The sequence below is a fragment of the Micromonospora sp. NPDC005173 genome (genome assembly GCF_040608515.1).
Lineage (GTDB): Bacteria > Actinomycetota > Actinomycetes > Mycobacteriales > Micromonosporaceae > Micromonospora.
Genome location: NZ_JBEXIK010000034.1, coordinates 12786 through 26322, shown reverse-complemented (window position 1 = coordinate 26322; position 13537 = coordinate 12786). Strand labels below are relative to the sequence as shown.

Below are 13537 nucleotides of genomic sequence, written 5' to 3'. Positions count from 1 at the left end.
CAGCTCAGCTGCCCGGCGGCACCCCTGGCTCGTCCGGCGGGCTCGTGGTGGTCGGCGGCGGATCGCTCGGCGGGCTGGTCGTCGGAGCGGTCGTCGGGTCGGTCGTGGGCGAGGTGGTGACGCTCGCCGTCGGCGACGGCGGACCACCCGTCTGGCTGGGCTGTGTGCTCGGCGTCGCGCTCACCGAGGCCGACGGGGTGTTCTGGGGAGCGTGCGGCCGGTCCGGCCGGGCCGGATTCGTGATCTGCTCGTTCGCCGCCGGCAGGTCAACCTGGTCGGTCGGCGCCACGGTCGGCGAGGTGGTGGGCAGCTTGACCGCCGGGGCGTCCGCGTTCTTCGCCGCGCCCAGCGCCGTCACCAGGGCGGTCACGGCCACGAGTACGGTCGCCGCCGCGCCGACCAGCGCGCCCCGTCGACCGCGTCGACCGCCCGCCGGGGCGACCGCCGCGCCGACCGGCACGTCGGTACGGGTGCCCGGCCCGGCGTCGCGCAGCGGGACCGACGCCGCCATCGCGGTGGGCGGCTCCCCACCGGTCACCGCGGTCCGGGCCGCCTCGGCCATCGCCGCGCCGCTGGTGAACCGCTCGAGCGGATCCTTGGCCAGTGCCCGGGACACCAGAGCGCGGACCGCCTCCGGAATCTCGTGCGGCAGCTCCGGCGGCTCGTCGTCCAGGTGCCGGACGGCGACCTGGAGCGGATTGTCGCCGGTGAACGGCGGACCGCCGGTGAGGCAGCAGTACGCGACCGCGCCGAGCGCGTAGATGTCGGTGGCACCGCTGACCGGCCGGCCGGCGGCCTGCTCGGGCGCCATGTAGAGGGCAGTGCCCGGCACCGCGTTGGTGCTGGTGATGCTGGTGACGTTGGTGGAGCGGGCCACCCCGAAGTCCACCAGGACGACGGTGCCGTCCTCGTGAACCAGTAGGTTGCTGGGCTTGACGTCGCGGTGCACGATGCCGCCGCGGTGCGCCGCGTTCAGCGCCCGGGCCGCCTGAGCCACGATCGACATCGTCTCGGTCACGTCGAGTCGGCCGGCCGACTCGATCCGCTTGGACAGCGGCTCGCCGTCCACGAACTCCATGACCAGGTAGTCCGCCCGGCTGCCGTCGGGCAGGTCGTCCTCGCCGCAGTCGTAGACCTGCACGATGCCCGGGTGCCGCAGGGCCGCCATGATCCGCGCCTCGGCCCGGAACCGGGCGATGAAGTCGGGGTCGGAGACCAGCGCCGGCAGCAGGACCTTGACCGCGACCTGCCGGCCGAGGACCAGGTCGGTGCCACGCCAGACGTCGCCCATGCCGCCGGTGGCGACACGTTCGTCCAGGCGGTATCTACCGCTGAGCACGACCTCCGATGACAACACAGCATTACCGTACCCAGAGTGGCGCTGAACGGCGCGCCACGGTTGCTCGGCCGGGCGGTCCATACCGACGGTCCATCCGGTCTGACCTGTGTGGACGTGGTCGGTGTGTGACGAGACAGCGACGCCGTGTGACAAAAGCCGACACACGGCGGCGTACGCTCGCTCACAACGCCGGAGAATCCTCCCGCGGCGCGCGTAGCGTCCGTAGGTCACCGCGCGTTACGGCAACGCGCCGCCCGAGCCGGTTGATAATTGTCACTCTTCCGTGACACGGTGCCAGCTTGTCGCCCCGTTGCTCCCCCTCCTAGCGTTAGCCCGGCTCAGGCCCGCCCGGGACAGCGCGTCGACAACCGACCGTCATGGCGCTGGTCCAGACCACCAGCGCCGGCCACCGCGGACCCGGGCGCGATCAGAATCGGCGGAGGGCGGTGCGGTGCGGGAACTGATCCGGCCGACGGTCCGTGCCGTCCGGAACGCCCCGGCGCAGCGGATCGGGCCGGGATGTCCCGGACGATCCGTGGTCCCCGGATGAGCGGCGAGTTGTCGGACGCGGTCACCGCGGCGCAGGCCGGAGACGAGGACGCTTTCCGCTTCCTCTACCGCAGCCTCCAGCCCGGCCTGCTGCGCTACCTGACCGCCCTGGTCGGCGCGGACGCCGAGGACGTCGCATCGGAGACCTGGCTGCAGATATCCCGCGACCTGCCCAACTTCACCGGCGGTGAGTTCCGCGCCTGGACCGTGACCATCGCCCGCAACCGTGCGATGGACCACCTGCGCCGGCTGCGTCGCCGACCATCGGTGGCGGTTCCGGTGCAGGCGCTCGCCGAGTTGGCCGACGACGCGGACACCGCCGAGCGGGCCGGCGAGACGGTCGGCACCGAGGCCGCCCTGGCACTGATCGCCACCCTCCCTCCCCGGGAGGCCGAGGCGGTTCTCCTGCGGGCCGTGATCGGGCTGGACGCGGAGTCCGCCGGCCGGGTACTGGGCCGCCGGGCCGGTGCCGTCCGGACCGCCGCCCACCGGGGTCTGCGGCGGCTCGCCGCCCTACTGGAACAGCAGGGCCTGGTCGCGGCGTCGCCCGGTGACGAGGGCACGGTGCGGCCGGTGGACGCCGAGGGCACGGTGCCGCCGGTGGACGCCGAGGGCACGGTGCCGCCGGTCGGTGTCGAGGCGATGCCACCGCCTCGTCAACGCGGCTCTCGATCCCGGCGGACGTCGCGCGCCGAGCCGGCGGACGGCTGACGTGAGGGGATTCCGGATGAACCCGTACCGGCGGGCCGACCGTGCCGAGACCGAACGACTGCTCGACGCGACCCGCGCCGGCCAGGCCGCCGACCCGGACGCCGCGTCGGCCCAGGTCCGCGCGACCACCCCCGACCGCACGGCGGCCGACCCGGTGGCCCGACTGCTCGCCGCGGCCGCCGGCCCGTCCCGGCCCGGGGAGCTGACCGGCGAGGAGGCCGCACTGGCCGCGTTCCGGGCCGCCCAGGTCAACCCGGCGCCGACCGTGGCCCGCCGGCCACACGGCCGCCGAGCGACCACCGGCGTGGTGGCCTGGATCGGAGCGGTGGCGGCCACCGCCACCGCGGGCGCCGCCTTCGCCGCGGTCCGTCTGGACCGGGCACCGGACCCGGTGCTACCGGCGCCGAGCAGCCCGTCGCCCAGCCCTTCCGACGTCGAGCCGACCGCGTCCGGTGATCGCACCGCCGCGCCCAGCCGGTCGGTGGCGCCGCCGCCCGGCACGCCATCCGCTTCCAGCACCCCGTCGGCCGCTGGCAAAGCGCCCGCCGGGCAGCTGCGGGGGTTGTGCCGCGCCTGGCTGGCCAAGAATCCCGACCAGCGGGAGAAGGCGCTGCGTACGCCGGCCTTCCAGAACCTGGTGACCGCCGCCGGCGGCGCTGGCGAGGTCGAGGCGTACTGCCAGCGGCTGGTGCCCGAGGCGGAGCCGACCACGTCGCCGAAGGTCAAGCCGTCATCGACCGGCGAGCCCGCCCAGCGGTGAGCGTCCGACCGGCGGGGCGGTTCGTTCCGCCCTGCACCGGGAAATTCGTCTGTTAGACAGAGGTTGGTGGCGCCGTCGACGCCCCGACGGTGTCGGTGGGCGGGTTTACGGTGGCACAGTGTCCCGGAGCCGGCACACGGAGAGGGGGCCACGACCGGTGGTGACGTCACCTGAGCTGGACCGCAGCGCCATCCTGCACGAGTCCGCCGCCGCAAACCGACACCTCGCCCGGATCTGCTTCAAGACCGGCCCACCCACCCGCACCGGCGTCGAACTGGAATGGACCGTGCACGACGCCGCCGATCCCGCCCGACCCGTCGACCCGACGCGGCTGCGGGCGGCTCTGGGGCGGCACAGCCCCGTCACGCTGGACGCCACCAGCGCGGCCGAGCCGCTGCGTTACGGCGGCACGGTGACCTTGGAGCCGGGCGGCCAGTTGGAGATCTCCACCCCACCCCGCCCCTCGGTCGCCGCGCTGATCCAGGCCACCGAGGCCGACATCGCCCAGGTCACCGACCTGCTGGCCGCCGGCGGGCTGATTCTCGGTCGCAGTGGCATCGACCCGCACCGCCGGCCCCACCCGGTGGTGGACACCCCCCGTTATCGCGCGATGCGCGGCGCCTTCGACCGGCGTGGCCCGGCCGGCCGCACCATGATGTACAGCACCGCCGGCCTGCAGGTCTGCCTCGACGCCGGCGAGCCGGACCAGGTCGCGGCGCGCTGGGCCGCGGCCCACGCGGTCGGCCCGCCCCTGCTCGCCGCGTTCGCCTCCGCCACCCGGCACGCCGGTCGGCGTACCGGCTGGGCGTCCGCCCGGATGGCCGCCTGGTTGGCCATCGACCCGGCCCGCACCCGACCCGTCTGGGCGGCCGGCCGCCCAGACGAGGACCCGACCGCCGCCTGGATCCGGTACGTGCTCGCCGCGCCACTGCTCTGCCTGCGTCGGCACGGTTCGGACTGGACCGCGCCGCCCGGCGTGACCTTCGCCGACTGGCTTGACGGCGCGTTGCCCCGCTCGCCCACAACCGACGACCTCGACTACCACGTCAGCACCCTCTTTCCGCCGGTGCGGCCGCGCGGCTACCTGGAGCTGCGCTACCTGGACGCCCAGCCCGGTCGGGACTGGCGACTCCCGCTGGCGGTGCTGACCGCCCTGTTCGCCGATCCGGGCACCGTGCACGCGGCGTACGCGATCGGCGCGCCGGTGGCGCACCGCTGGTCCACGGCGGCCCGGCACGGCCTGGCCGACCCGGCGCTGGCCGTCGCCGCGGCGGCGCTGCTCGACCTGGCCCTGACCACCCTGCCCCGGCTGGACCTGCCGGTCGGCATCCACGACGAGATCCAGCGAGGCGTACGGCGGCGGTTGACCGCCGCGGAAAGGGGAGACCGGTGAGTGCGAGGAGTGAGCCGGGGTTGCGAGCCCCGCAGTCGCGAACGAAAGTTGGCGCGGTGACCGCGAGCACGACCGGACACGCCGACGGGGAGCAACTGCGCGGCAGGATCGCGGCGGAGCTGGCGCGGGCCCGCTCCCGCACGGCGCTGCTGACCGAGGTGGTCGACGACGCTGACCTGATGCGCCAGCACTCGCCGCTGATGTCGCCGCTGGTCTGGGACCTGGCCCACGTCGGCAACCAGGAGGAGCTCTGGCTGGTCCGCGACGTCGGGGGCCGCGAGCCGGTCCGGTGCGACATCGACGAGCTGTACGACGCGTTCAAGCAGCCGCGCCGGGACCGTCCCACGCTGCCCCTGCTGCCACCGGCCGAGGCACGCGCCTACCTGGGCACCGTCCGGGACAAGGTGCACGACCTGCTCGACGCGGTGACCTTCAGCGAACGGCCGTTGGTCGCCGACGGGTTCGCCTTCGGCATGATCGTCCAGCACGAGCAGCAGCACGACGAGACGATGCTCGCCACCCACCAACTGCGCTCGGGGCCGGCGGTGCTGCACGCCCCGCCGCCGCCGGAGCCGCCCGCCCGGGTCGGTGGGGAGGTCCTGGTGCCGGCCGGTCCCTTCACCATGGGCACCGATACCGACCCGTGGGCCCTGGACAACGAGCGCCCCGCGCATCGCGTCGACCTGCCCGCGTACGTCATCGACGCCACCCCGGTGACCAACGGCGAGTACGAGGGGTTCATCGCCGACGGCGGCTACTCCGACCCGCGCTGGTGGAGCGCCGAAGGGTGGGCGCACCGACTCCAGGAGCAGCTCAGCGCGCCGATGCACTGGCGCCGCGATGGCGACGGCTGGTCGTACCGGCGCTTCGGCCGGTGGGACCGGGTCCGCGCCGACGAGCCGGTGGTGCACGTGTGCTGGTACGAGGCGCAGGCGTACGCGGCGTGGGCCGGCAAGCGGTTACCGACCGAGGCGGAGTGGGAGAAGGCGGCCCGCTGGGATCCGGCGACGGGGCGGTCCCGCCGCTACCCCTGGGGTGACGACGACCCGACCGACACGCACGCCAACCTCGACCAACGCCACCTGCGGCCGGCCCCGGTGGGCGCGTACCCGGCCGGTGCCTCACCGCTGGGCGTGCATCAGCTCATCGGTGACGTCTGGGAGTGGACCTCGACGACGTTCGGCGGGCATCCCGGCTTCGCCGCGTTCCCCTACCGGGAATACTCAGAGGTCTTCTTCGGCGACGACTACCGGGTGGTGCGTGGTGGCTCGTTCGGCACCGACCGGTCGGCCTGCCGGGGCACCTTCCGCAACTGGGACTATCCGATCCGCCGGCAGATCTTCAGCGGTTTCCGCTGCGCCCGCGACGCCAACCCGGACGAGTCGCACCGGTGAGCCGCCGCGCGACCGGCGGGCCGGCGGGCGGGGTGCGCTGATGTGTCGCCACCTGGCCTACCTGGGGCCGCCGGTCACCCTGGCCGAGTTACTGTTCGACCCCCCGTACTCACTGGTCCGGCAGTCCTGGGCGCCCCGCGACATGCGCGGCGGCGGCACGATCAACGCCGATGGGTTCGGCGTCGGCTGGTACCCGGGTGACGGTGAGCCGGTGCGCTACCGGCGGGCCCAGCCGATCTGGAGCGACCCGACCATCGCCCAGCTCGCGGCGGTGACCCGCGCCGGCGCGGTCCTCGCCGCGGTCCGCTCGGCCACCGTCGGGATGGCGGTGCTCGACGGCGCTGCCGCGCCGTTCGCCGAGGGGCGATGGCTGTTCAGCCACAACGGGGTGGTGCGCGGCTGGCCGGACGCCGTGGTGCCGCTCGCCGCCGGCCTGCCGGTGCGCGACCTGCTCACCCTGGACGCCGCCACCGACTCGGCGCTGCTCTGGGCGTTGGTCCGGCAGCGCCTGCGCGCCGGCGTCGACCCGGCCGAGGCGGTCGCGCAGACGGTGGCCGACGTCGCCGCTGCGGCCCCCGGGTCGCGGCTCAACCTGCTGCTCACCGACGGGCACCGAGCGGTGGCCAGCGTGGCCGGGCACGCGCTGTCGGTGCGCGCGGCGGCGGGCACCGTGCTGCTCGCCTCGGAGCCGCACGACGACGACCCCGGGTGGCGGCCGGTGCCGGAGGGGCACCTAGTCACCGCCACCGCGAGCGAGGTGCGGGTGAGCCCGCTGCCGACCCGGTGAGTCGCACCGGTCGTGCCCCAACGGTTGACCGAGCAGAGAGGAAACACCGATGACCGCGGAGCCGCTGGAGATCTACCTCGAGGAGCAGGACCTGGAGCGGGGCCTGCGGCAGGACGTTCGGGCTGGGCTGAGCGCCGACGAGAAGTGGCTTCCACCGAAGTGGTTCTACGACGCCCGGGGCAGCGAACTGTTCGAGGCGATCACCCGGCTGCCCGAGTACTACCCGACCCGGGCCGAGCGGGCCGTGCTGGCCGAGCACGCGCCCGACATCGCGGCGCTCACCGGGGCCAAGACCCTCATCGAGCTGGGCTCCGGCTCGTCGGAGAAGACCCGTCTGCTGCTGGACGCCTTCACCCGTCAGGGCGGGTTGGGCACGTTCGTTCCGCTCGACGTGTCGGTCAGTGCGCTGCTGGGGTCCACCGCGCAGATCGCCGCCGACTATCCGGGGCTACGGGTCCGGGGCATCGTCGGGGACTTCACCCGGCAGCTGGACCGGCTGCCCACCGGGGGCCGCCGGCTGGTGGTGTTCCTCGGCGGCACCATCGGCAATCTCCTGCCGGCCGAGCGGGCCGAGTTCCTGGCCGAGATGCGCGCCGCGCTGGAGGCGGGCGACTGGCTGCTGCTCGGCACCGACCTGGTGAAGGACCCGTCGGTGCTCGTGCCCGCGTACGACGATGCGGCCGGGGTGACGGCGGAGTTCAACCGGAACGTGCTGCATGTGATCAACCGGGAGTTGGGCGCCGATTTCGACCCGGAGGCGTTCGACCACGTCGCCCGCTGGGACCCGGACCACGAGTGGATCGAGATGCGGCTGCGGGCGACCCGGCCGTTGCGGGTCCGGGTGCTGGACCTGACCGTGGAGTTCGCCGCGGGGGAGGAGCTGCGCACGGAGGTGTCGGCGAAGTTCCGCCCGGCGGGGATCGCCGCCGAGTTGGCCGTGGCGGGCTTCACCGCGACGGAGTTCTGGACCGACCCGGACGGGCTGTTCGGGGTCACGCTGGCCCAGGCGCGGTGAGGCTGTTCACCCACCCCGGCTGGCCCCACCGATGATCGGTTAGGCTGGTCGCGCGAAGGGGAGTAGCCCCCAATGTCGTGGTCGACATACTGGTGCGTTCCGCACCCGGCCACGCGGCCCCGGTCTCCGGGGCGGGCGAGACCTTCGACTCAGGCTGTCGTGGCCGGGTCGAGGGCGCCTCTTTTCCTCCTCCCGGCGTGAACGGGAAGGACGTCATGGAGGGTTTCTTCGCCGCGCTGGTCATCAGCTTCGGTGTCATCTTCGTCGCCGAGCTGGGGGACAAGAGCCAGCTGATGGCGCTGACCTTCGCCACCCGGTTCCGGACGATGCCGGTGCTGATCGGCATCACCATCGCCACGGCGGTGGTGCACTTGGCATCGGTCGCCATCGGCACAGGGCTCGGCGCTGTGCTGCCCACCGACTGGATCTCCCTGGTGGCCGGCCTGGCGTTCCTCGGCTTCGGCGCGTGGACGCTGCGCGGGGACAAGCTCACCGACGAGGAGAAGCGCAAGGCCGAGAAGACCAACAAGACCGCGATCGTCGCGGTGTCGGTGGCGTTCTTCCTGGCCGAGCTGGGTGACAAGACGATGCTCGCCACGATCACCCTGGCCACCCAGTACGGCTGGTTCGGCACCTGGCTCGGCTCTACCGTCGGCATGGTGGCCGCGGACGCGCTGGCCATCCTGGTCGGCCGGCTGCTCGGCCGCCGGCTGCCGGAGAAGGCCATCAAGTACGGCGCCGCGGTGCTCTTCGCCATCTCCGGCCTCTGGTTGATCCTGGAGGCGGTGAGCGAGCTGACCTGAGCGCCGCCGACTACCCGCCTCGTTGGCGGGTAACGGCTCCGGGTGGAACCGGCGGAACTGCTGCGCCACGGCGATGCGGTGCTGGTCGCCGTGGTGGAGGTCGCCGGTGCCGTAGTGATCTTCGTCGGTGCGGTCTGGGCGGCGGTGCGGTTCGTGGTCGAGGGGCTGCGACACCGCACCGCCGCTGTCTTCACCCCGATCCGGCTCACCCTGGGCCGGTTCCTGACCCTCGGTCTGGAGTTCCAGCTGGCGGCCGACGTGCTGCGGACCGCGGTGTCCCCGTCGTTCGACCAGATCGGCCAGCTGGCCGCGATCGCCACGATCCGGACGGCGCTGAACTACTTCCTGGGCCGGGAGATCCGTCAGGAGCAGCGTCAGGTGGCCGAGGCTGAGCACCGGACATGATCGGCGTGCTGGTCACGGCAGTCACCGCGCTGGCCCTCGTCGCCGGTGTGGTCACCGTGCTGAGCACCGGGGCCGGCCGGACCGCCATCCGGGTGCTGTTGGACCTGCTGACCGCGGCCGGCGTGCTCCGGCTCGCGGGCGGCCCGGGCTGGACCGACCTGGCCGGCGCGGCGGCGATCATCGCGCTGCGCCAGCTGCTCTGGGCGGCGCTGGGCGCCGCGCCACCGTGGTCGCGTCGACAATCCGGACCGCCCCTCGCCAGGGACGATCACCACCTACCGTTGGCGGTACGAGGCGAAACCGGTGCACGCGGGAGGACGACCACATGAGCAGGCACGACGAACCGAACGAGTACGGCTTCGCCGGCGGTGCCACCGCTCCCGAGCCGCAGCCCGGCGGCAAGCCCGACGAGCAGGATCAGGCCGAGGAGGTGGCGGTGCCCGGCGACGACCTCACCGAACCGGCGGCCGAGGCGCTGTCCGAGGAGACCGAGGAGCGCCGGCCCGTCGAACGCGGCCGCTGACTGGCCAGCGCGGCCGGGTCCCGGTCAGCCGTCGCCCTTCCGCTGGTAGACGTCGGGCACGCCGTCGCCGTCGGCGTCTAGCCGCTCGCGCTCCGCCACCCGGCGGTACGCGGCGTTGCGGCGGGCCAGCACCGTGGCGGCCAGTCCGGCGGAGATCACCGAACCGGCCAGCACGGCGGCCTTGACCCGGTCGTCGGCCGTGCTGCCGACGCCGAACGCCAGGTCGCCGATGAGGAGCGACACGGTGAACCCGACGCCGGCCAGCAGGGCGATCCCGAGCAGATCGGACCAGGTGATGTCCTCGTCCAGTTCAGCGCGGGTGAACCGGGCCAGCAGGTAGGTCGACCCGAAGATGCCGATGCTCTTGCCGAGCACCAGGCCGGCGACGATGGCGATCACCACCGGGTTGGTCACCAGGGCGCCCAGGTCGGTGCCGCGCAGGGTAACCCCGGCGGCGAACAGGGCGAAGATCGGCACCGCGAAGCCGGCCGACACGGGTCGCCAGCGGTGCTCCAGGTGCGCGGCGAGTCCACCGGTATCCCCGTTGGCCGGCGGGCGGCCGTCGGTCTGGGCGGCACCCGCCCGACGACGGGTGGTCAGCACCGGCACCGTGAAGCCGAGCAGGACGCCGGCCACCGTGGCGTGCACGCCGGAGGCGTGCACCAGGGCCCAGGCGGCGACCGCGAGTGGGATCAGCGCCCACCACCAGCTACGCCCGCGCTGTACCAGCAGCGCGAAGAGTCCGATCGGCGCCAGCGCGGCCACCAGCGGTACGGGGTGGAAGTCGGCGGTGTAGAAGACCGCGATGATGGTGATCGCGAACAGGTCGTCGACCACAGCGAGGGTAAGAAGGAAGGCACGCAGGCCCTGGGGCAGGTGTGAGCTGACCACCGCGAGCACGGCCAGCGCGAAGGCGATGTCGGTGGCGGTCGGGATCGCCCAGCCGCGCAGCCCTTCCCCGCCCGCCGTCAGGACGACCGCTACGTAGATCAGCGCGGGCACCAGCATCCCGCCGAGGGCGGCCACCACCGGCAGCGCGGCACGCCGCGGGTCACGCAGTTCACCGGCGACGAACTCCCGCTTGAGCTCCAGACCCACTACGAAGAAGAAGATGGCCAGCAGCCCGTCCGCGGCCCAGGTGGCCAGGTCCAGGTCGAGATGCCAGCGCGCGCCGCCGGGCCAGGGCTGCCACTGGCCGAGCCGGGTGTACGAGTCGGCCCAGGGGGAGTTCGCCCAGGTCAGCGCCAGTACGGCGCCGAGTAGCAACAGGGCGCCACCGACCGTCTCGGTGCGCAGCACGTCGGCCAGGTGCCGGGCCTCGGGCCACGACGATCGCGAGAAGAGCCGGGCCGCCGCCGGCCGCGACCGGTTGGGGGGCGGGGTGCGGTCGGTCATCTGTGGGGCTCACCTCGGGCTGTCGGGACGGCAGGAATCCACTCGCCGACCAGACTTCCCGGCACACCGTTGCCGACCCTATCCGGGCTCGCCGGTCACGGCGAACTCAGGGGCGATGGAACGCCGCCCGATCGGCCGCCGACTTTCCCCCGATGTCACCGCTGCCGATTGGACGTTTGTCGGGTTGGTCATTCGGGCGCACTTGTCGCCGCTGAAAACACATAACTCCGGACATAAGCCGTATGAGCCGGTTTAATGGTTTCACGAGTTTGCAGACGACCTTGGGGGTTTTCGTGAAGTTCTTTGGCGTAACCGGACCGGCACGGAGGCGCACCTGATGGACCTGCTCCGCCAATTGCGTCACGTGCGTCGGCACTGGTGGGTCGCGCTGCTCACGGTCATGGTGGCCCTGGGCGTGTCGGCATTCCTGACCGTACGGGCCCAACCCCGGTACGTCGCCTCGGTGACCTTCTTCGCCACCACCCCCAACCAGGGCGTCACCGACGCCTACCAGGGTGGGCTCTTCCTTCAGCAGCGCGTCAAGTCGTACGCCGACCTGCTCAGCAGCGACCGCCTGGCGCAGAGCGTGGTGGCGGAGAACCCGGTCGGGCTCACCGCGGACGAGGTGCAGCGCAGGGTCAGCACCTCCACCGAGGCCGGCACCGTACTGCTGCGCGCGTCGGTCACCGACACCGACCAGACCCGGGCGTTGCGGGTGACGGAGACCCTCGCCTTGAAGTTCGTCGAGCTCGTCCAGAAGGTCGAGACACCGCCCGAGGGCAAGGCGCCGATCAAGATCGAGGTGGTCAGCGGTCCCCGGGTCAGCGCCAGCCCTGTCTCGCCGCAGCCGGTGCAGAACCTCACTCTCGGCGGCCTGATCGGCCTGATGCTGGGCGTCGGACTGGCGATCCTGCGGGGCGTGGCCGACGTCCGGCTGCGCGACGCCGCCGGTCTGCAGAGGGCCACCGGCAGCCCGCTGCTCGGTGAGATCCCGTTCGAGAGCAATGCCCGCTCGGCGCCGCTGATCATCGGCGACGCCGCAACCTCGGCGCGCGCCGAGGCGGTCCGCAAGCTGCGCACCAACCTGCGCTTCGTGGACGTGCACGAGCCGGCCCGGGTCATCGCCGTGACCAGCGCGTTGCAGGGCGAGGGCAAGACCACGCTCTCCTGCAACCTGGCGATCGCGCTGGCCGAGGCGGGCTGGCGGGTCCTGCTGGTCGACGCGGACCTGCGTCGTCCCAAGGTCGACGAGTACCTGGGCATGGACGCCGGGGTCGGTCTCACCGACGTGCTGGTCGGCGACGTCCAGGTGGGCGACGTCGTGCAGCGCTGGGGGGACAAGTCGCTGCTGGTGCTGCCGAGCGGCTCCGCCCCGCCGAACCCGAGCGAACTGCTCGGCTCCAAGGCGATGGCGGACCTGCTGTTGGCGCTGCGCGAGTCGACGGACATCGTGATCATCGACACCGCGCCGCTGCTCGCGGTGACCGACGGTGTGGTGGTGGCGGTGCAGGCCGACGGTGCCCTCCTGGTCACCCAGCAGGGCCGCACCTCGCGGACCCAGGTGGCCGCGGCGGCCCGCTCGCTGCACTCGGTCTCGGTCCGGCTGCTCGGCTGTGTGCTGAACATGGCCAAGGTGGCCAAGGCCGAGGCGTACCAGTACGAGGCCTACCGGGTCGTCGCCTCCACGGCGACGCCGTCGGTGCCGACCGACCGGGCCACGTCCGCCCGGCACGCCGAGAACACCGGGGTCAACGGCGTCACCGACCGCACCCAGGAACTCAGCCGGTTGCCCCGATGAGCGCGGCGAGGGGTCGCAGCGAACGTTCGATCTCCTCGGCGCAGCGTCGGAAGTCGGCGGCGGTGCCGCCGATCGGGTCCCGTAGGTCGTCCGCGTCCGGGGCGGCGGGTTGCAGCCGCCCCCGGGCGTCGGCGGCGGCGGCGATCGCGGCCCGCAGCGGGTCGTCCGCCGGCTCGGTGGGCGGCTCGGCCGCTGCCGCCAGCCGGCCGAACTGCCGCAGGGTGAACGTCCGGTGCAGCGCGGCCGGCGCCAGCGCGGTGCAGACCGAGCGCTGGCGCCGGGTCGCGGTCAGCACCAGCGTCGCGTCGGCCAGGTACTCGGGGCGCAGCCCCCGGGTGCGGAAATCCGCCGGGTCCGCGCCGCTCTCGGCCGCGACCTCCATGGCGTACGGGTGCATGGCCAACCCGTCCATCGCGTCGGTGCCGGCGCTGGCCACGATGACCGGCCGATCGGCGAGCAGCCGGCGGGCCAGGTACTCGGCCATCGGCGATCGGCACAGGTTGGCGTGGCAGACGAACAGCACGCGGTCGGCCATCCGTACCCCTCTCGTCGGTGCGGACGCGGACGGCCACACCGCGAGGGCGGTGCGTCGACGCCGGTGGCCGCGCAGGGAGGGGTTGTCGGCATCGTACGCGGGCCGGGTGCCCGCCGGTCGTGGTGCCGCG

General features: G+C 73.4%; 14 protein-coding genes. 11 read left to right on the top strand and 3 right to left on the bottom strand.

Features of this window, described 5'->3' with window-relative positions; translation table 11 throughout:
• Positions 1–4 precede the first annotated feature (4 nt).
• Positions 5–1357 (bottom strand): protein kinase, encoded by a 1353-nt coding sequence (locus ABZV00_RS27855; protein WP_355611269.1) that lies wholly within the window; start codon positions 1355–1357, stop codon positions 5–7.
• A gap of 528 nt (positions 1358–1885) precedes the next feature.
• Between ABZV00_RS27855 and ABZV00_RS27850 the strand changes: the two genes are divergently transcribed.
• The 10 genes from ABZV00_RS27850 (at position 1886) to ABZV00_RS27805 (ending at position 9679) form a co-directional block, all read left to right on the top strand.
• Positions 1886–2599: an RNA polymerase sigma factor gene (locus tag ABZV00_RS27850; RefSeq protein WP_355611266.1), complete on the top strand. Its 714-nt coding sequence runs from the start codon at positions 1886–1888 to the stop codon at positions 2597–2599.
• A gap of 16 nt (positions 2600–2615) precedes the next feature.
• Positions 2616–3359 carry a hypothetical protein gene (locus tag ABZV00_RS27845; RefSeq protein ID WP_355611263.1) on the top strand — a complete coding sequence of 248 codons (744 nt, stop codon included), beginning with the start codon at positions 2616–2618 and terminating at the stop codon, positions 3357–3359.
• 157 nt (positions 3360–3516) lie between these two features.
• Positions 3517–4752, top strand: coding sequence for an ergothioneine biosynthesis glutamate--cysteine ligase EgtA (gene egtA / locus ABZV00_RS27840; RefSeq protein WP_355611260.1), 1236 nt, complete (start codon positions 3517–3519; stop codon positions 4750–4752).
• Between the two features lie 56 nt (positions 4753–4808).
• Positions 4809–6146, top strand: coding sequence for an ergothioneine biosynthesis protein EgtB (gene egtB / locus ABZV00_RS27835; RefSeq protein ID WP_355611257.1), 1338 nt, complete (start codon positions 4809–4811; stop codon positions 6144–6146).
• Positions 6147–6186: 40 nt separating this feature from the next.
• Positions 6187–6933, top strand: coding sequence for an ergothioneine biosynthesis protein EgtC (gene egtC / locus ABZV00_RS27830; RefSeq protein ID WP_355611254.1), 747 nt, complete (start codon positions 6187–6189; stop codon positions 6931–6933).
• A 49-nt stretch (positions 6934–6982) separates the two neighbouring features.
• On the top strand, positions 6983–7948 hold the full coding sequence (gene egtD / locus ABZV00_RS27825; protein WP_355611251.1) for an L-histidine N(alpha)-methyltransferase: 966 nt from the start codon (positions 6983–6985) through the stop codon (positions 7946–7948).
• A gap of 215 nt (positions 7949–8163) precedes the next feature.
• The gene (locus ABZV00_RS27820) at positions 8164–8751 is read left to right on the top strand and encodes a TMEM165/GDT1 family protein (RefSeq protein ID WP_328426614.1); all 588 of its coding nucleotides are present in this window, start codon (positions 8164–8166) and stop codon (positions 8749–8751) included.
• Positions 8752–8793: 42 nt separating this feature from the next.
• Entirely contained in the window at positions 8794–9156 is a 363-nt protein-coding gene (locus ABZV00_RS27815) for a DUF1622 domain-containing protein (protein ID WP_328416508.1), read from the top strand.
• Positions 9153–9485, top strand: a complete 333-nt coding sequence (locus tag ABZV00_RS27810) for a hypothetical protein (protein ID WP_355611248.1) — start codon at positions 9153–9155, stop codon at positions 9483–9485. The genes ABZV00_RS27815 and ABZV00_RS27810 overlap by 4 nt, the downstream gene beginning before the upstream one ends.
• Positions 9482–9679 carry a hypothetical protein gene (locus ABZV00_RS27805; protein ID WP_328416511.1) on the top strand — a complete coding sequence of 66 codons (198 nt, stop codon included), beginning with the start codon at positions 9482–9484 and terminating at the stop codon, positions 9677–9679. Before ABZV00_RS27810 ends, ABZV00_RS27805 begins: the two co-directional genes overlap by 4 nt.
• 24 nt (positions 9680–9703) lie before the next feature.
• On the opposite strand, the gene nhaA is transcribed toward ABZV00_RS27805, so the two are convergent.
• Entirely contained in the window at positions 9704–11074 is a 1371-nt protein-coding gene (nhaA, locus tag ABZV00_RS27800) for a Na+/H+ antiporter NhaA (protein WP_355611245.1), read from the bottom strand.
• A gap of 337 nt (positions 11075–11411) precedes the next feature.
• On the opposite strand from nhaA, the gene ABZV00_RS27795 reads away from it, so the two are divergent.
• Positions 11412–12872, top strand: coding sequence for a polysaccharide biosynthesis tyrosine autokinase (locus ABZV00_RS27795; RefSeq protein ID WP_355611242.1), 1461 nt, complete (start codon positions 11412–11414; stop codon positions 12870–12872).
• On the opposite strand, the gene ABZV00_RS27790 is transcribed toward ABZV00_RS27795, so the two are convergent.
• Positions 12853–13407 carry a low molecular weight phosphatase family protein gene (locus ABZV00_RS27790; RefSeq protein ID WP_355611239.1) on the bottom strand — a complete coding sequence of 185 codons (555 nt, stop codon included), beginning with the start codon at positions 13405–13407 and terminating at the stop codon, positions 12853–12855. The two genes, ABZV00_RS27795 and ABZV00_RS27790, sit on opposite strands and share 20 nt — an antisense overlap.
• Positions 13408–13537: the final 130 nt, after the last annotated feature.

Coding starts and splice junctions, on each gene's coding strand:
- ABZV00_RS27850 (WP_355611266.1), top strand. CDS start 1,886: ATGAGCGGCGAGTTGTCGGACGCGGTCACCGCGGCGCAGGCCGGAGAC.
- ABZV00_RS27845 (WP_355611263.1), top strand. CDS start 2,616: ATGAACCCGTACCGGCGGGCCGACCGTGCCGAGACCGAACGACTGCTC.
- egtC (WP_355611254.1), top strand. CDS start 6,187: ATGTGTCGCCACCTGGCCTACCTGGGGCCGCCGGTCACCCTGGCCGAG.
- egtD (WP_355611251.1), top strand. CDS start 6,983: ATGACCGCGGAGCCGCTGGAGATCTACCTCGAGGAGCAGGACCTGGAG.
- ABZV00_RS27820 (WP_328426614.1), top strand. CDS start 8,164: ATGGAGGGTTTCTTCGCCGCGCTGGTCATCAGCTTCGGTGTCATCTTC.
- ABZV00_RS27810 (WP_355611248.1), top strand. CDS start 9,153: ATGATCGGCGTGCTGGTCACGGCAGTCACCGCGCTGGCCCTCGTCGCC.
- ABZV00_RS27805 (WP_328416511.1), top strand. CDS start 9,482: ATGAGCAGGCACGACGAACCGAACGAGTACGGCTTCGCCGGCGGTGCC.
- nhaA (WP_355611245.1), bottom strand. CDS start 11,074: ATGACCGACCGCACCCCGCCCCCCAACCGGTCGCGGCCGGCGGCGGCC.
- ABZV00_RS27795 (WP_355611242.1), top strand. CDS start 11,412: ATGGACCTGCTCCGCCAATTGCGTCACGTGCGTCGGCACTGGTGGGTC.
- ABZV00_RS27790 (WP_355611239.1), bottom strand. CDS start 13,407: ATGGCCGACCGCGTGCTGTTCGTCTGCCACGCCAACCTGTGCCGATCG.